Source organism: Micromonospora sp. LOL_013 (genome assembly GCF_048060315.1).
Classification (GTDB): Bacteria; Actinomycetota; Actinomycetes; order Mycobacteriales; family Micromonosporaceae; genus Micromonospora_E.
Genome location: NZ_JBHMIQ010000055.1, coordinates 1 through 15,945, shown reverse-complemented (window position 1 = coordinate 15,945; position 15,945 = coordinate 1). Strand labels below are relative to the sequence as shown.

At 69.7% G+C, this 15,945-nt stretch carries 15 protein-coding genes, 1 tRNA gene, 2 pseudogenes and 1 CRISPR repeat array; of the genes and pseudogenes, 8 read left to right on the top strand and 10 right to left on the bottom strand.

Annotated features, from left to right (window positions below; genetic code table 11):
* Positions 1 to 21: 21 nt before the first annotated feature.
* Positions 22 to 817: direct repeats of the CRISPR family, unit length 37 nt; unit sequence GTTGCGATCCTCGCCGGACCCGGAGGTCCGGCGCAGC.
* Positions 818 to 1,019: 202 nt separating this feature from the next.
* Together ACFHWS_RS26725 and ACFHWS_RS26720 are read right to left on the bottom strand one after the other, a co-directional pair.
* Complete coding sequence (locus tag ACFHWS_RS26725) at positions 1,020 to 1,217, bottom strand: DUF397 domain-containing protein (RefSeq protein WP_416569384.1); 198 nt, start codon at positions 1,215 to 1,217, stop codon at positions 1,020 to 1,022.
* Entirely contained in the window at positions 1,214 to 2,128 is a 915-nt protein-coding gene (locus tag ACFHWS_RS26720) for a helix-turn-helix domain-containing protein (protein WP_416569383.1), read from the bottom strand. The genes ACFHWS_RS26725 and ACFHWS_RS26720 overlap by 4 nt, the downstream gene beginning before the upstream one ends.
* Positions 2,129 to 2,417: 289 nt before the next feature.
* On the opposite strand from ACFHWS_RS26720, the gene ACFHWS_RS26715 reads away from it, so the two are divergent.
* Both ACFHWS_RS26715 and ACFHWS_RS26710 read left to right on the top strand, forming a co-directional pair.
* A complete protein-coding gene (locus tag ACFHWS_RS26715) occupies positions 2,418 to 2,639 on the top strand; it encodes a hypothetical protein (RefSeq protein ID WP_416556832.1) in 222 nt (73 codons plus the stop codon).
* On the top strand, positions 2,636 to 3,583 hold the full coding sequence (locus ACFHWS_RS26710) for a hypothetical protein (RefSeq protein WP_416569382.1): 948 nt from the start codon (positions 2,636 to 2,638) through the stop codon (positions 3,581 to 3,583). Before ACFHWS_RS26715 ends, ACFHWS_RS26710 begins: the two co-directional genes overlap by 4 nt.
* Here ACFHWS_RS26710 and ACFHWS_RS26705 read toward each other — a convergent pair.
* The 7 genes from ACFHWS_RS26705 to ACFHWS_RS26675 all read right to left on the bottom strand — a co-directional run bounded on the left by ACFHWS_RS26705 (position 3,561) and on the right by ACFHWS_RS26675 (position 11,864).
* Complete coding sequence (locus tag ACFHWS_RS26705) at positions 3,561 to 4,676, bottom strand: AbfB domain-containing protein (protein WP_416556828.1); 1,116 nt, start codon at positions 4,674 to 4,676, stop codon at positions 3,561 to 3,563. The genes ACFHWS_RS26710 and ACFHWS_RS26705 overlap by 23 nt on opposite strands.
* A 639-nt stretch (positions 4,677 to 5,315) precedes the next feature.
* On the bottom strand, positions 5,316 to 5,948 hold the full coding sequence (locus ACFHWS_RS26700) for a copper resistance CopC family protein (protein WP_416569381.1): 633 nt from the start codon (positions 5,946 to 5,948) through the stop codon (positions 5,316 to 5,318).
* Positions 5,933 to 6,556, bottom strand: coding sequence for a hypothetical protein (locus ACFHWS_RS26695; RefSeq protein ID WP_416569380.1), 624 nt, complete (start codon positions 6,554 to 6,556; stop codon positions 5,933 to 5,935). The genes ACFHWS_RS26700 and ACFHWS_RS26695 overlap by 16 nt, the downstream gene beginning before the upstream one ends.
* A gap of 156 nt (positions 6,557 to 6,712) precedes the next feature.
* Complete coding sequence (locus ACFHWS_RS26690) at positions 6,713 to 7,858, bottom strand: mechanosensitive ion channel family protein (RefSeq protein WP_416569379.1); 1,146 nt, start codon at positions 7,856 to 7,858, stop codon at positions 6,713 to 6,715.
* A gap of 43 nt (positions 7,859 to 7,901) precedes the next feature.
* Complete coding sequence (locus ACFHWS_RS26685) at positions 7,902 to 9,035, bottom strand: potassium channel family protein (protein WP_416569378.1); 1,134 nt, start codon at positions 9,033 to 9,035, stop codon at positions 7,902 to 7,904.
* 19 nt (positions 9,036 to 9,054) lie between these two features.
* Positions 9,055 to 9,369 (bottom strand): antibiotic biosynthesis monooxygenase family protein, encoded by a 315-nt coding sequence (locus tag ACFHWS_RS26680; RefSeq protein WP_416569377.1) that lies wholly within the window; start codon positions 9,367 to 9,369, stop codon positions 9,055 to 9,057.
* Positions 9,370 to 9,398: 29 nt separating this feature from the next.
* Positions 9,399 to 11,864, bottom strand: coding sequence for a phosphoketolase (locus ACFHWS_RS26675; RefSeq protein ID WP_416556820.1), 2,466 nt, complete (start codon positions 11,862 to 11,864; stop codon positions 9,399 to 9,401).
* An 842-nt stretch (positions 11,865 to 12,706) separates the two neighbouring features.
* Between ACFHWS_RS26675 and ACFHWS_RS26670 the strand changes: the two genes are divergently transcribed.
* The 6 genes and pseudogenes from ACFHWS_RS26670 to prcB all read left to right on the top strand — a co-directional run bounded on the left by ACFHWS_RS26670 (position 12,707) and on the right by prcB (position 15,654).
* Positions 12,707 to 12,790, top strand: a tRNA-Leu gene (locus ACFHWS_RS26670).
* A gap of 278 nt (positions 12,791 to 13,068) precedes the next feature.
* Positions 13,069 to 13,371: a transposase gene (locus ACFHWS_RS26665; RefSeq protein WP_416557515.1), complete on the top strand. Its 303-nt coding sequence runs from the start codon at positions 13,069 to 13,071 to the stop codon at positions 13,369 to 13,371.
* Positions 13,368 to 13,955: pseudogene (locus tag ACFHWS_RS26660) on the top strand (IS3 family transposase); the annotation flags it as partial. The gene ACFHWS_RS26665 and the pseudogene ACFHWS_RS26660, both read left to right, overlap by 4 nt.
* Positions 13,956 to 13,978: 23 nt before the next feature.
* The gene (locus ACFHWS_RS26655) at positions 13,979 to 14,266 is read left to right on the top strand and encodes an IS3 family transposase (RefSeq protein WP_416557524.1); all 288 of its coding nucleotides are present in this window, start codon (positions 13,979 to 13,981) and stop codon (positions 14,264 to 14,266) included.
* A gap of 1 nt (position 14,267) precedes the next feature.
* The gene (locus tag ACFHWS_RS26650; protein WP_416569392.1) at positions 14,268 to 14,696 is read left to right on the top strand and encodes a thioesterase II family protein; all 429 of its coding nucleotides are present in this window, start codon (positions 14,268 to 14,270) and stop codon (positions 14,694 to 14,696) included.
* A 115-nt stretch (positions 14,697 to 14,811) separates the two neighbouring features.
* Complete coding sequence (gene prcB / locus ACFHWS_RS26645; protein WP_416557514.1) at positions 14,812 to 15,654, top strand: proteasome subunit beta; 843 nt, start codon at positions 14,812 to 14,814, stop codon at positions 15,652 to 15,654.
* A 31-nt stretch (positions 15,655 to 15,685) separates the two neighbouring features.
* Here prcB and ACFHWS_RS26640 read toward each other — a convergent pair.
* Positions 15,686 to 15,945 (bottom strand): annotated as a pseudogene (locus tag ACFHWS_RS26640) (hypothetical protein); the annotation flags it as partial.

Sequence of the window (15,945 nt, the reverse complement as noted above, 5' to 3'; positions counted from 1 at the left end):
GACTCAACGCTAATGCGCGTAGTCGCGATCCTCGCCGGACCCGGAGGTCCGGCGCAGCGCAGCTGAGGATCATCAACCGTAGGTTGAAACCGCAGTTGTTGCGATCCTCGCCGGACCCGGAGGTCCGGCGCAGCCCGGCGCAGCCCAACAGTGGCAATCTACGGTAACGGCCTTGACGTCACCGTTGCGATCCTCGCCGGACCCGGAGGTCCGGCGCAGCGGCGTCCGCGACGGGCGGACTGAGGCAAGGTGAGCGAGGTTGCGATCCTCGCCGGACCCGGAGGTCCGGCGCAGCCGCATCAGGCGGCCCGCCGATCTGCGCCGTCGTCCGTGTTGCGATCCTCGCCGGACCCGGAGGTCCGGCGCAGCACTGCGCGCATACTGCCACGCGCCAGTCAACCCGATCGGTTGCGATCCTCGCCGGACCCGGAGGTCCGGCGCAGCAGCAACCAGGACCTGAGCGACAAGCAGCGGGCCGCGTTGGTTGCGATCCTCGCCGGACCCGGAGGTCCGGCGCAGCCAGCAGGTAGACGCAGTAGCCCAACGCCGACATGCCGGAGTTGCGATCCTCGCCGGACCCGGAGGTCCGGCGCAGCTCCCGCCGGACGCCACCGTTACCGCCGGATGTACTTGAGTTGCGATCCTCGCCGGACCCGGAGGTCCGGCGCAGCGACACCGGCACCGGAGGATTCGCGTTTGGATTCGATGTTGCGATCCTCGCCGGACCCGGAGGTCCGGCGCAGCGCCGACGGCCAAGGCGACGACGAGCACCAGGCCGACGTTGCGATCCTCGCCGGACCCGGAGGTCCGGCGCAGCGGCTCGCGAGCTGCGAGTATTCACCAATCACGATTGGCTTCGCGTTGCTCACGAGCAGTTTATGTCCCAATCGTAGGGGTTTGGCGGTTCGGAACCCCACGCTTGGAGCGTGGTCACCGGAGGTTCCTAGATCAACTTCAGACGCCAGACTGCACGTTTTGGTGGCGGCTGGCCGGGTACCGGCCAGCCGCCACCATTAGTCTCAGCGGGCGTCAGGCGTGGGCAGGTGGGTGGTGAAGGTGACCCATTGGGCGGGGGCGAAGGTCAGGACCGGGCCGGTCGTGTCCTTGCTGTCCCGTACGGCGATGACGTCGGGCAGGTTCGTCGCTACTTCGACACAGTTGCCGCCAGCGCCACTGCGGGTGCTCTTGCGCCAACGGGCGCCGGTCAGTCTGGTCACTGCTCTAATGCCTCCAATGCATCGCTGATCATCTGCGTCGAGGATTCCTCATCGAGCGCACGGCTGTCGAGGTGGTTCCAGACCATCTCGTAGGCCCGAAGCTCATCAGCCTTGTTGAGGTAGAGCGCCCCGGTGAGGGTGTCCACGTATGCGAGTGGCGGCTCAACGGGATCGGGGCTGAGTGGGGCATTCGGGAAGTTGAGTAGCGTGAAGGTCGCGGTCATGGCTCCGTGGACACCTGCCGAGTACGGCAGGATACGGATGGACACTGAGAACTGCCGGATGGCATCGATCAGTCGCCTCAGCTGATCCGCCATGACCTGACGACCACCGACCTCCCGCCGCAGCACTGCTTCGTTGAGAATCACTCGCAGGTGTGGTGGACGTGGTGCCCTGAGCAGGCTTTGCCGCTCCATCCGGACCGTGACTCGCCGTTCAATGTCTTCCTCTGTCACATAGCCGGTCAGTACCCGGTTCACCGCCTCGGCGTACTCCCGTGTCTGCAACAGACCGGGTATCAACTCGGACTCGTACTGCCGGATCATGGCGGCGCTGTCTTCGAGGGAGACGTAGAGGCCGAACCAGGCGGGTAGGGCCGATTCGGTGTAGTCGTGCCACCAGGCACGCCTCGGGGCGTCGCGGGTCTCCCTGGTCATGGTGAGCAGGCGGTGGCGGGTCTCCGGGGAGACCCGGTAGAGGGTACACATGGCGTCGACGTCGACGTCGCGGAAGCGGATCCGCGAGTCGCCGGCCTCGATGCGCCAGATGGTGGAGGAGCCGCGTTGCAGTGCTTGAGCTGCGGCGTCCTGGCTGATGCCGGCAGCCTCCCGCAACACGGTGAGCCAGCGGCCGATGTGTCGGCGGAGCAGGGTTGTGCCGATGGAGCCGGACAAATCGCTCGCCCCCTTCATCCTCTGTGGTGAGTGTAGTCACCAACGTGGTGGACAATCAACTGACGAGCGCCTTCATAATCGTGAAGGCGCTCGGCATGGAAATGACTGACCTCGACCAGGGGTTGCCCACGACGATAAGGGCGCATCGCGCCTTGTCTTATGCATGCGGTCCAACTTAGATAACTGATGCCGGTGCTGTCCATAGTCACCCGCCGCAGTCGGGAAACCCCCGTGACCGGCTGCGGCGGGCCCGGCGCATGCGCTCCTGCCCGCACGATTAATTGATCTTCGCTCGGGAGGAAATGGAATGTTCACCGCCCTCGCGTTCATTGCCGCCGGCTTTGTGCTCGGCATTCCGCCGGGTCTGCTGCTGTGCCGGCTGCGGCGGCGCTGGTGCCCGGCCTGCGGGCAGACGCTGCGCTGCCCCGACTGCGGCTCCCGGCAGTTCGTCACCTTCGACATCCGGCCGACGACCGGGCGGCGCTGGTCGCCCCGGGCGCGGTCGGCGCCCCGGGCCGCCGGCCGGTGACCGCCGAGCATGTGGCGGCGCGGCCGTCGTGGCGGTGCCGGGTGTGCCGGGCACCGTGGCCGTGTCAGCCGGCGAAGGCGCAACTTGTCGCCGCGTACGACCGGATCGGCCTGTGTATGTACGTGGCCGAGCGGTCCGCGGCGGCCGCCCTCGACCTGCCGGGGCTGACCCCGGCGGCGGCGTACGCCCGGTTCCTCGGCTGGGCGCGGGCCGTCACCCGTTCCGAACCCACTGGAGAGACCACGATGGAATCCGAGATGACCGTACGGGACGCCGACGTCACCGACATCGCCGAGCTGGCGGCGCTGCTCGCCGAGGCGTTCGTGACCAACCCGGTGGCCGGCTGGCTGATCGCCGACGTGTCCAACCGGTACACCACGTTCCTGCGGCTGTTCGACGTCGAGTTGACGCACGGGCTGACGCACGGCGTCGTGCACGTCGCCGGCAACCGGGAAGGGGTGGCCGTTTGGCAGCCGTACCCGATGCGGTTGGCGACGGTGACCGACCACGAGCGGGAGGTGCTCGGCGCGGCCGGCATCTACCGGCGGCGGGTCGCGCACCTGCGGGCGGTGCGTGACGAGCACCGGGCGGCGGCGTTGCGGCTGCCGGTCGGGCCGTCGGCCGGGCTGTCGGCGGGGCTGGCCGACGGGTCCGCACCGGAGCCGGTGGTCGGCCACGAGCTGGTGTACCTGGCGGCGGCGCCGTGGCTGCGCCGCCGCCGCATCGGCGCGGCGCTGCTCGACCATCATCAGCGCACGTTGGACGCCGCCGGGCTGGTCGGGCACACCGTCACCGACGAGGAGTACGCCCGTGACCTGCTGGCGGTGCGCGGTTGGCGCACGCCCGGCCCACGGCACCTCTCCCCCGGCGGGCCGCCGCTGTGGTCGATGCGCCGCGACCCCGGCACCCGACCGACCCCGCCTACAGCGGGGTACGGACGATGAAGGTGGCGTAGGACGCGTTGGCGCCTCTGCCGATCTCGGAGAGTTTCAGGTATCTGCCGTCGTGGTGCAGGTAGCGGTCCGGGTAGTTGTAGGAGCGCAGTGAGGTGTGCTGCCCGGTCAGTCCGGTGACCGGGCAGAAGGTGGCGTCGGCCCGGAACAGGGCGCTGCCGTCGACCCGGTGCAGGTAGAAGCGGAAGTTCTTGTGGCGCAGGTAGTAGCCGGGGAAGTTGACCGCCTCCAGGGAGATGCAGCTCGACTTGGCCAGTCCTCGGCGGACCACGAACGCCGCGTCGGCCTTGCTGCGCTGGTCGACGATGTCGACGCGGCCGTCGAAGTTGCGGTGCCGCACCCGGCGGCCGGGCAGGTTGACCGGCTCCAGCCCGAACGTGCCGCCGACGGTCAGGGTGAGGTAGGCGGGTGCGGTCGGCTTCGGGTCCGGTGCCGGCTCGGTGGTCGGCGGCGGTGCTGCCGGCGTCGACTCGCCGATCGGGTCCGGGGCGGGAGCAGCGCGGGCGGGGTCGCCGACCGGGCCGACCCGGTCGGCGTCGTCGGCGTCGTAGGTTGGCTCAACGGCCGACGGTACGGTGTTCGGGCTGCGGGGAAGGGTTCCGGTGGCTGCGCCACTCGGGACACCCGCGACGAACTCGCCCCGGATCGGCTTCTGCTGGTTGCCCCGGTTGGTGGCCACAGTCACGATGATGACGGCGGCGGTAAGGACCGCCACGGCGCCGATAGCGGCACGGCGGGGCGGTGTCGTCGAGCGGTCGGCATGCTTGGCGGGCGTGGCGGACAGGGCGCGGGTACCGCGCGCTCCGCCGCGCCGGCCCGACCCGGCGGCAGTCGGGCCGCCTGCGGCCGTGCCGGCGACCACTGTGCTGTCGGTGACCTCGCCGTCGATCGTCGTGGGGCTCGACCAGCTGACCTGGCTAAGCCGGGCGGTGGCCAGCGAGAGCGGGCTGTCCGCCGGCGGTCGGGGCCAGCGCGGGGCGGAACCGAGCCGGCGGGGCAGGTCATCGGGTGTCGGCTGGCCCTCGGCCGACGTGAGCCAGCGCTCGACGGGCAACGGATCCTGCTGAATGTCCTCGTCGGACATCGATATCCCACCTCCGGCTGACAGCCTGTCCGGGTCCGATCACTGCGTCGCGGCGCATACATTCTCATTTCGCCCGCATGGTGCGCCAGTACCCGGAGCCACCGAGTTGTCTCACTTCGGCAAAGCACCGCACCCCAACCACGACAGCCGTCACCCTTGGTGGTCGTTATTTGACACGCGGTTGCGGCCGGTTGAGCTTCCTGCCGTCGGCGGCCGGCCAGACCCTCCCGGAAACCTCACTCGATATGACTGAATGTAGGCATTGACGCCGACGGCGCAGCTTTTCAAGACAGCTCTTCGGGGCGCCTGAACCATCGAGGTCTAGTGAGTCCACTGTCGACCCAGCCCCACACGGAGAGGAACTCGATGAGTCCCGACCGAAACGGATCGGCGACCCCGACCAGCACCACCCCCACGGTTTCACAAACCACAGCGTCAGCGCTCTCGGCGGACTGCCCAACCAGGGTCCGAAGAGCACCAGCGCCGTCGGCGCGTACCGAGTTGGCGACGGTGCTGCCCGGGCGGGGCGACTTCGACGAGGCGATCGCGTTGCAGCGCGACCGCACGGGCTGAGCCCGGCCGGCCGGCTCGACGTCGAGCCGGCCGGCCGGGCTGTCTGTCAGCCGGTGGCGTCGCCGGTCAGCTGGCTGGGCGTTGCCGGACCCGTCGGCGCAGCAGCCAGCCGACGACCAGCAGCACAAGCAGTCCCCCGCCGCCGACGGCGGCCCCGGGCAGCAGCAGCCCACTGCCCCGGTCGTCCGACCCGGCGGCGGATGTGTCGGCCGTACCGCCGTCGGTGTCGGTGCCGTCGACGGAGCCGGCTTGTTCCGGTTCCGCTGCGGTGCCCGGTGCCGGCAGCACCGCGCGGGCGCAGTCGGCCGGGTCGGCGCTGTCGCTCCCGCCGTTGACGACCTCGAAGTAGAACTTGCCGCTGATCTCGTGTCCGTCAGCCGACGTCGCCTCGTACGCGAGCGTGTGTACGCCGGTGGTCAGCGGGTCGACGGTGGCGCACAGGGTCTTCGCGTTGACCACGACCGCCTCCCCCACCGCCACAGCGGTGTCGTCGGGGCCGGTGACGGTGATCTGCCGTTCGCCGGTGCCGGACAGCGGGCCGAATGTCAACGCGATGGTCTCCACACCGGGGGCGACCTCGTCGCCCGGCCCGGGGGCGGCGGAGATCAGCTCGGTGTGCGCCCACGCGGGAGCGGCGAACGCGACCGCCGCCACCCCCGCGCAGGCCAGGACCGCGGCGTGACTCAGAAGTCGGCGCATACCAGGCGGTTGTCCATGGCTTCCATCGGGTGGATGACCACCGACTTGGCGGCGTCGCCGACCTGCTGCTCGTTGGTGACGGTCGCGGTGCCGGTGCCGTCGGTGGCGGCGGTGAAGCCGAGGTGGACCTCGTTGGGCGGGGTTTCCGGGCCGCTCTCGTCGAACTTGAAGTGCGGTCCGCCGTTGTCGGCGGCGCACTCCTGGGCGTGCAGGTGGCCCATGTACTCCGCACCGGGCTCCAGCCCGGTCAACTTCACCGTGACCGTCGTGCCGTCCTCGGTCTGCGCCAGCCAGGCGGTCCCGGCGGCGTCGTCGGTGCCCGGTGGCCGGGTGTCGAGTAGGGCGAACGTGGCCTCCACGGCACCGTCGATCTGATCGGCCGGCGTGGCGGACGGGTCATTCATCATCATCCCGTCCATCCCGTCCATCCCGTCCGTCCCGTCCATCCCGTCGGACATCGCGGAGGCCGACGCCGACGGCTCCGTGGACGTGTCGGCGGCGTCGGTGGAGCCGGACGAGTCGTCGCCGCAGCCGGCGAGGACGCCGACCGACGCGAAGCCGACAACCGCGACAGCGGTACGCCAGCGGTCCGATCCGTTGATGTTCACGTGTCGTGTTCTCCCTGTTCGGATACAAAGGGTGGGCCGGCTACCGGGGCCACCCGGTTGCCGGCGCTTGTCTCCCCGTTCGGGGTCTTCCGATAGTTGAGTCGGACGTGGCAGCGCGGAAGTTCCCACGGGTTCGACCCCGTGACGTAGCTGCTGCTAACGGCGGTCGGCGGACGAGTTCTGGTCACCGACGCCGGGGGTGGTCTCGACCGCAGCGGGGTCGGACAGGTTGACCCGCTGCAGCGGGGCCGCCGGGTGCGACGTACCGCTGTCGTGGCCGCCGACCTCGGCGCGGACCCGGGGCCGCGACTGCGGATGCTGTTCCTGCACCCAGGCGACCAGCTGTTCCCTGACGAGGCACCGCAGGTCCCACAACGCCGACGAGTTTGCCGCCGACACAAGCGCGCGGGTCCGGATGTTGCCGTCGGTCGCCCCGGTCACCTGCAGCCCGCAGACCCGGCCGTCCCACAGCGCCGCCGCCGCCTCCGACTCGACGATGCGGCGCAGTTCCTGACGCATCGACTCGACCGGCAGGCTCCAGTCGACGTCGATCTCGGCGGTGCCGAGCACCGACGCGGCGGTACGCGTCCAGTTCTGGAACGGGGTGGTGGTGAAGTAGTTCGACGGCAGGATCAACCGGCGTTCGTCCCAGATCTTCACCACCACGTAGCCGAGGGTCATCTCCTCGATGCGGCCCCACTCGCCCTCGACGACGACCACGTCGTCGAGGCGCAACGCGTCACCGAAGGCGAGCTGCAGGCCGGCGAAGATGTTGCCGAGGGTGCTCTGTGCGGCAAGCGCGGCGACCACGCCGACCAGGCCGGCGGAGGCGAGCACACTAGCCCCGGCGGCGCGGGCCGCCGGGAAGGTGACCAGCATCGCCCCGACGGTGAGCACGCCGACGACGGCGAACGCGACCCGACGGATCACGGTGATCTGGGTGTGCGCGCGGCGGGCAGCGAGGTTGTCGTTGACATCGATCGGGAAGCGGCGCAGGGCGGTGTCGGCGGCCAGTCCGAGCAGGGTGGCGACCAGCCAGCCGCCGGTGGCGATGGTGGCCAGCAGGATGGCGTGCTGCACCGGCTCATGCCAGCCGTTGGTGGTGGCGATCGGGATGGTGAACCGGGCGGCGAGCAGCGCGGCGATGATCGCCGTCGGCAAAAAGGCGCGCCGGGAGATGTCGGTGAGCAGCGCGGAGCGGCGGCCCGCGAAGCGGAGGATACGGTAGGCGACGGCGACGGCGAGTGCTGCACCAGCCGCCGCTCCGACCACGATCGCGGCGCTGACCAGGGCGTCGGACACGTCCGACATCTCCTTTCCCATCGGTTTCGTCGGCAGCGGCCAGCTAACCACATCCACCCACGCCCGTCTCGGACCGGTCGACGTCGCGCAGCGTCACCAACGGGGCGGACCAGCCCCGTAGACCGGCCAGGAACGGCACGGACCGGGCCAGCACCACCCCGACCAGACCGTCCCGACTCGCCGGCTGGTCGTACCGGGCGCCCAACTCGGCGGCGAGCCGCGACTGCAGCCGCCGCAGCATCTGGTCGGCGTCGTCGAAGGGTGCGCTGGCCCGGGCGGCGGCCCCCTGTTCGGCGTCGGCGTCGGCGTGGTTAGCGTCCAGGACCGTGTCGTCGAGGTAGCGACGGGCGATCGTGTCCTGAATTCGCAACAGGGCGTACGCCAGCTCCTCAGCCCGTGGCCCGAGACCGCGCCAGGTGGCGCAGCGGGCGATGAGCAGCGCGGCGACCGTCGCCTCGATGACATGTTCCAGGGCCGGCTCGAGGTCGTAGTCCGGCCGCCGCGGCCGGTAGGTGAGCGCCACCAGTGGGTACCGGCGGACGGTGTCGTCGATCGCGCGCAGGTCGGCAGCCCAGTCCGCGCAGCGCTGGCGGGTGGCGTCAACCCCTTCGGTGGTCAGGCTGCGCACGGTCAGCCCGACGCCGTCGCTGCCGCCTACCTGGTCGTGCACGGCGAGCGCGAACCGGTTCCGCACTGTCAACCCGGTGATCAGTTCGATCAGGTACGTCGCCAGCGCGGCGAACAACGCGAAGCCGAGCGCCGCGACGCACACCGCGAGCAGCTTCTGCGCCGGAGTGTCCGGGGTGAGGTCGCCGTAGCCGAGCACCGTGAGGGTGCCGGCGGAAAAGTACAGGGCGTCGGCGAAACCGGTCGGGCCGTAGCCGGCGACCCGGTGGTAGCCGTCCAGGTGCGGCCACACCAGCAGGGCGACCCCGAACACCAGCGGCACGATCCAGGCCAGGAAGGTGCCGGTCACCAGCAGCGGCCCGGCCCAGACCAGCAACGTCCGCTCAGGCCGCCGGCGACGATTGGCGGCAAACGACGACAGCCGCCACACCGAACGCCGGACCGCGCCGGCGACCGGACCCTCCGCATCCGGATGCAGGATCGTCAACCAGACGTCGACCACCACCACGGCGATCAACGCGCCACCCGGTACCGCCCACAGCCACATCATGGGCGCAGGTATACCCCGTTTACCGGCTGGTCGACTGCACCACCTCGAACTCGAGCAGGCTCGCGCCGGTCGCCACCGGCGGGCGGGGTCGTTCGCCGTCCCCGGTGGCGTGGGCCTGCCGAGCCGGGCCGGCCGCCCACGCCTGATAGGCCTCCTCACTCTCCCACCGGGTGTAGACGAAGTAACGGCCCTCCCCCGCGACCGGGCGCAGCAGCTCGAACGCCAGGAAACCGGGCGCGTTCTCCACCGCCCCCTGGCGGGCGGCGAACCGTCGCTCCAGCTCGTCGCCGGCGCCGTCAGGGACCTCGATCGCGTTGATCTTCACGACTGCCATGTGGACAGCCTAGTCGGGGGCGGGTGCGCTCAGCCCTGGTTGGCCCAGTCGCCGAGCGACCAGTCCCGCACCTCGGGCATGTCCTCCAGGTGCTCCACCACGTACGCCTCGTGCTTGGCGAGCTGCTGCTCGCACCAGGCCTTCAGATCGGCGGCACCGCGCGGCAGCCGCCGGGCGTTGTTGATCGCGTCCATCACCAGGTGGTAGCGCGACGCCCGGTTACGGACCGTCATGTCGAACGGGGTGGTGGTGGTGCCCTCCTCGATGAAGCCCCGCACCCGGAACCGGTCGGCGTCCGGCCGGCCGTGCACCAGCTGATGGATGGCCCCCGGGTAGCCGTGGAAGGCGAACACCACGTCGACCGAGTCGGTGAACAGCTCGGAGAACATCGTCTCGCTCATGCCGTGCGGGTGGTCCTTCTGCCGGGGCAGCCGCATCAGGTTGACCACATTGACCACCCGGACCTTCATGCCGGGCAGCCGTTCCCGCAGGATCTGCGCGGCGGCGACCGTCTCCATGGTGACCACGTCACCGGCGCAGGCCAGCACGATGTCCGGCTCCGAGCTACCGTCGTCGGTGCCGGCCCACTCCCAGATGTCCGCACCCTTGGCGCAGTGCTCGACCGCCTGGTCCATGGTCAGCCACTGCAGCTGCGGCTGCTTGTCGATGACGACCAGGTTCACGTACGACCTGGACCGCAGGCAGTGGTCGGCGACCGACAGCAGGCAGTTGGCGTCCGGCGGCAGGTAGACCCGCGACACGGTGCCCCGCTGGTTGAGCACCACCTGGATCAGCCCGGGACCCTGGTGGGAGAAGCCGTTGTGGTCGTTACGCCAGGCCGTCGAGGTCAGCAGGATGTTCAGGCTCGGTACCTTGGCCCGCCACGGCAGGTGCGCCGCCTCCTGCAACCACTTGCCGTGCTGCACCGTCTGCGACGCGCTGACCATGGCGAACGCCTCGTAGGTGGCGAACATGCCGTACCGGCCGGTCAGGTTGTAGCCCTCCAGCCAGCCGTGGCAGTTGTGCTCGGACAGCACCTCCATCACTCGGCCGTTACGGCTGATCGCCGTGTCCGACGGGTACACCTGCTCCATGAAGCCGCGGTCGGAGACCTCGAAGACGGCGCCGAGCCGGTTGCTGTTGGTCTCGTCGGGGCAGAACAGCCGGAACCGGTCCGGGTTGCGGGTGTAGATGTCACGCATCAGCTCGCCGAGTTTGCGGGTCGACTCGGCGCGCAGCTGCGCCGGCTGCGGCACGTCGACCGCGTACTCGCGGAAGTCGGGCATGTCCAGGTCACGGGTCAACAGGCCGCCGTTGGCGTGCGGACTGGCACTCATCCGCAGGTCGCCGTCGGGGTTGACGCCGGTCACCGTCGCGGTCGGCGCGCCGTCGGCGTCGAACAGCTCCTCCGGACGGTACGAGCGCAGCCAGGTCTCCAGGATCGCCAGGTGGTCGGCGTTGTCCCGGACACCGGACAGCGGCACCTGGTGCGACCGCCAGGTGCCGGTGACGGTGATCCCGTCGACCTGCTCCGGGCCGGTCCAGCCCTTCGGCGACCGCAGGATGATCAGCGGCCAGCGGGGGCGGGAGCCGTCCCAGTCGCCGCAGCGGGCGGCCTCCTGGATCTGGCGGATCTTGCCCCAGGCGTCGGCGAGGGCGGCGGCGAACCGCAAGTGCATCCCGGGCAGGTCGTCGCCTTCGACCTCGATGACCTCGTACCCGTGGCCTTCCAGCAGCGAACGAACCTCGGCGCGGTCCTTGCGGCCCAGCACCGTCGGCCCGGCGATCTTCGCGCCGTTGAGGTGCAGGATCGGCAGTACGGCGCCGTCGTGGGCGGGGTTGATGAACGACACGCCCTTCCAGGAGCCTTCCAGCGGGCCGGTCTCCGCCTCGCCGTCACCGACGACGGCGATGGCCAGCAGGTCCGGGTTGTCCATCACCGCGCCGAACGCGTGCACCAGGACGTAGCCCAGCTCACCGCCCTCGTGGATGGAACCGGGAGTGGTGACCGAGACGTGGCTGGGGATGCCGCCGGGGCTGGAGAACTGCCGGAACAGCCGCAGCATGCCGGGCTCGTCCCGGGTGACGTCCGGATAGATCTCGGTGTAGGTGCCCTCCAGGTAGCCGGCGGCGACCAGCGCCGGACCGCCGTGGCCCGGGCCGGTGAGGTAGATGGTCTGCTGCCCGGTGTGCCGGATCAGCCGGGACACGTGGGCGTAGATCAACGAAAGGCCGGGGCTGGTCCCCCAGTGGCCCAGCAGCCGCGGTTTGATGTGCTCGGGGGCGAGCGGCTCGCGCAGCAGCGGGTTGCCCCGCAGGTAGATCTGCCCGACGGTCAGGTAGTTGGCGGCCCGCCACCAGGCGTCCAACTGCGCCAGCTCGGCGTCATCGGGCGCGGCGAGCACCCGCAGCAGCCCGTCGTCCGCGCCGGCGCGGCCGGCCCCGGTCGGGGTGCGCTGATCGGTCACGGCAGTCACGAGCGGATTCCTCCTCATCAGGGGGTACGTCCACGACTGATCGTAGAGGGGCCGCTGCGGTTTTTCGCGGCTCCAGTGCCTGTCAGGCAGGGGCACAACGGCCCTTGACATGCCCTGACATGCCCCAGGCCGGGCCGTTGCTGGCCACCGCCGGCGGCCACGGTGAGCTGGAAGGCGGCAGTCAGTCGATCGACGCACGGCAGTGTGATTTGTGCGTCCACAGCCAACTCCACCGGGCCTGCGGTGCCCGACACTCTTCTTGACAGGAGAGTTCTCGAGTAGGAAGTGATCTGCAGTGCGTACCCTCTACGACACCGGGTCGGTCCATCCGCTGGACCGCTACGAGTACTACCGAGCGGAAGCGACGGCCGAGGTGGCGCCGGTGGAAATTCGTGGCCGATCGTCGCTGTCCCTCACCGCCGCGATGCGGATCGCCCAGGTCGGCCGATATGAGATCGAGACGACCAGCTGGCGGTCCGACATCGAAGGCGTGGCCCTCCGGACGCAACGGCTGATCCGGGCCAGTGATCCGGAGTCCTACCGGATCTGCGTCCTCGTCAGCGGGGAGCTCCGGGTCGAGCAGAACGGTAACCAGGCGCGGAGCCTGGCTACTGCTCGGTGTAACGATCTGCCGACTCGCGGACGCCCCGCTCGACGCGGTGACCGCAGTGGCAGGCACCATCCAGGTGCTCCTCTCCGGTTAGTCGCCGTGCCGGCCGGCAACGCCCGTCAGCACGGTTGTGCATGATCCACTCCGTTCGTGTACAGTCTTGCCCCGTGCGGCCCTCAGCCGCCGGCCCCACGGTGTCGACGTCCGGCTGTCGACCTACCGGATGGGGGCGGTAGAGTGGTCCGGGCAGGTCCGGGTGGCGGAATGGCAGACGCGCTAGCTTGAGGTGCTAGTGCCCGTATAGGGCGTGGGGGTTCAAGTCCCCCCTCGGACACATACAGTTACCCCACAGTAATCAGCGTCAGGCTTAGCCTCGACGCTGATTTTGTTTTGGCCGGGGTTGTAGGTGAGGGCGAGTCGTAGCTCGCGGTAGACGTTGCTCTTGTCCCTGCTGTCGGCGTCCCGCAGCGTGTTGCGGATGTCATCGAAGCTGCCGACGAGGCGCCGGATGTCGTCCTCGGTAAGGCGACGGGGTGGGCCTGACCCGGTTTGACGGACATCCCAGCTCAGAGGGGCTGTGTGCTCCTCGGGAGGATGTTCATCATGGAAGGCATGGGCAAGAAACCACGCCGGCCGCGCAGAGCGTTCACGCCGGAGTTCAAGGCGGAGATCGTCGAGGTGTGCCGGCGGGGTGACCGATCGGTGGCGCAGGTCGCGAGGGACTTCGACCTGACCGAGACCGCGGTCCGTGAGTGGGTCAGGCAGGCCGACATCGACGCCGGCACCCGCGGCGACGGGTTGACCAGCGACGAACGCGACGAGTTGGCGCGGCTGCGGCGGGAGAACCGCCGGCTCCGCGAGGACGTCGACATCCTCAAACGGGCCACGGCTTTCTTCGTGAGGGAGACCCGGTGAACGTGTACCCGTTCATCGAGGCGGAGAAAGCGCGGCCCGGCGGGAACGTGAAGCGTTCCTGTGAGCTGCTGGAGGTCTCCCGGTCCGCCTACTACCAGCACCGTGCCGGGCCGTCGCGGCGGGAACGCGACGACGTCGACCTTGCCGCCCGCATCGCGGAGATCCACGCCGACTCGGCCGGCACCTACGGCGCACCCCGGGTCCGCGCCGAACTCGCCGCCCAGGGGCGGCGGCACTCCGGCAAGCGGGTCGCCCGGCTGATGCGGGACGCCGGGTTGTGTGGGCGGATGCCGAAGCGGTGGCGGACCACGACCGTGCCCGACCCGGGTGCGGCGTTGTCGGCGGACCTGATCCGCCGGGACTTCGACGTCGCCGCAGGCCGGGTCGACACCCGCTGGTGCGGCGACATCACCTACATCCACACGTGGGAGGGCTGGCTGAACCTCGCCACCGTCATCGACATCGCGTCACGCCGGGTTGTGGGCTGGGCGACCGCCGACCACCTGCGGACCGATCTGCCCGCTCAGGCGTTGTCCAACGCGATCGCCGTCCGACGCCCGACCGGGCCGGTGATCTTCCACAGCGACAGGGGTTGCCCAGTACACGAGTGCGCAGTACGCCCGGCTCGCCGACCGCAACGGGGTGCGGTTGTCGGTCGGTGGGCGGGGTCAGTGCTGGGACAACGCCGTCCGCGGAGACGTTCTTCGCCACGATCAAGACCGAACTGCTCGATCGGAGGGCGTGGCCGACCCGGGCCGCCGCCCGTGCGGCGATCTTCGAGTGGATCGAGGGGTGGTACAACACCCGCCGCCATCATTCCACCTTGGACTATATGAGTCCGGCCGAGTATGAGGCGACGGCCTATTCCCGCAGGCCAGCGAGCAGGGTAGCGTGAGATCAATCTACCGACCCTGTCCGTCAAACCGGGTCAACCCCACGCGGCCCGACATCCGGCGAAGCCGTTCCGGCTCTGGCCGCCCGCCCGCCTGCGTGACGAACTGCGCGATCGAGGCGGCTGCCCACCCGAGGCGCTCGCCGATCCGGAGCTGCTGGCGCACGCGGCCGACCTGCTCGGACTGCACCTGCACCTGGCCGACACGTATGTGGCGCCCAAACCGGTCGACACTGGCGTCTCTTCTCACGTCTGGTTCGGTCGCGACGACCCCTATCTTGACACCGCGCAGGCCAGCCAGTGGGCGCGGAACATCACCCGACCGGTGCTGCGGAGCTTCAGAGGCGGGCACTTCTACCTGTTGCAGCGTGCCGAACCGGCCGGCGCGCTGCGCGAGCTGGTGACCGATCTGGTCGAACAGGAGTCGGCGTAGCCAGCCGGAGCCGGCTGCGGCTGACGCCATTGCGGTAGGATGTGACAACGTTCCGGACGGCTCGCCGCCGTGACGCGACGCCGGTGCGGGTAGGGCGACATCGAAAGGGGCCGGTGTGTCAGCGAATCTAGACCTCTCCAGAGGGCGGCTGTCAGCGGCGTTCGACGCTAACCTGTCGTCGTCGTTCACCGAGTTCGTAACCCGGGTGGCGCCCGATCTGCTGCCGGGTCGGCGTCCGCTGCCGGCTGCCGTGCCAGATCGCATGGTGCCGCACGCCACCACGATCGTGGCCCTGGTCACCGCAGAGGGTGTGCTGATGGCCGGTGACCGGCGTTCGACCATGGGCAACCTGATCGCGAGCCGCGAGATCGAGAAGGTCTATCCCGCCGACGCGTATTCGCTGATCGGTTTCGCCGGCACCGCCGGCATCGGCATCGAGCTGATTCGGCTGTTCCAGGTCGAGCTGGAGCACTACGAGAAGATCGAGTACACGCTGCTTTCGGTGGACGGCAAGGCGAACCGGCTCGCCTCGATGGTACGCAACAATCTCGGTGCCGCACTGCAAGGGCTGGCGGCGATTCCGCTGTTCGCTGGCTTCGACCTGGACGCGCCGTCGCCAGCGCAGGCCGGCCGGATCTTCAGCTTCGATGTAGCCGGCTCGCTGTCAGAGGAGCGGCAGTACGACGGGATCGGTTCCGGCTCGTTGTTTGCCAAGTCGTCGTTGAAGAAGCGCTACCGGCCAGGGCTCACCACGCTGGAGGCAGCAGCGATCGCGGTCGAGGCGTTGTACGACGCGGCCGAGGACGACACCGCGACCGGCGGCCCGGACCTGCTCCGTAAGATCTATCCGGTGGTGATGGCCGTGACCGCCGAGGGCAGCCGTCGGCTCACCGACGCTGAGCTCGCGCCGATGGCCGACGAACTGGTCGCCCGACGCCGGGAGAACCCGGGCAAGTAAGCCGCGCTGGCCGGCCGCGTCGCTCTGGGCGCTAGTGCCCTGCGCCGGAAATTCGCCTACAGAATCGAGCGAGTGACTCGAGGATCTCTTCTGCGGTCTTGGTCCAGGTGAACGGTCTCGGGTTGGTGTTCCAGTCGGCGATCCAGGAACGGATGTCGGCTTCCAGGGCTTGGACGCTCTTGCGGACGCCGCGCCGGATGTTCCGTTCGGTGAGGTGGCCGAACCAGCGTTCGTCGGGTAGCCCCGGCGCATTGCTGCGCCGGGGCCCCCTCAGAACCGGCCATGCCCGCT

What these genes read in the sequence shown, in the direction of transcription:
- ACFHWS_RS26720 (WP_416569383.1), bottom strand. Translation starts at nt 2,128, where the DNA reads ATGAAGGGGGCGAGCGATTTGTCCGGCTCCATCGGCACAACCCTGCTC.
- ACFHWS_RS26715 (WP_416556832.1), top strand. Translation starts at nt 2,418, where the DNA reads ATGTTCACCGCCCTCGCGTTCATTGCCGCCGGCTTTGTGCTCGGCATT.
- ACFHWS_RS26705 (WP_416556828.1), bottom strand. Translation starts at nt 4,676, where the DNA reads ATGTCCGACGAGGACATTCAGCAGGATCCGTTGCCCGTCGAGCGCTGG.
- ACFHWS_RS26700 (WP_416569381.1), bottom strand. Translation starts at nt 5,948, where the DNA reads ATGCGCCGACTTCTGAGTCACGCCGCGGTCCTGGCCTGCGCGGGGGTG.
- ACFHWS_RS26685 (WP_416569378.1), bottom strand. Translation starts at nt 9,035, where the DNA reads ATGATGTGGCTGTGGGCGGTACCGGGTGGCGCGTTGATCGCCGTGGTG.
- ACFHWS_RS26680 (WP_416569377.1), bottom strand. Translation starts at nt 9,369, where the DNA reads ATGGCAGTCGTGAAGATCAACGCGATCGAGGTCCCTGACGGCGCCGGC.
- ACFHWS_RS26675 (WP_416556820.1), bottom strand. Translation starts at nt 11,864, where the DNA reads ATGAGGAGGAATCCGCTCGTGACTGCCGTGACCGATCAGCGCACCCCG.
- ACFHWS_RS26665 (WP_416557515.1), top strand. Translation starts at nt 13,069, where the DNA reads ATGGGCAAGAAACCACGCCGGCCGCGCAGAGCGTTCACGCCGGAGTTC.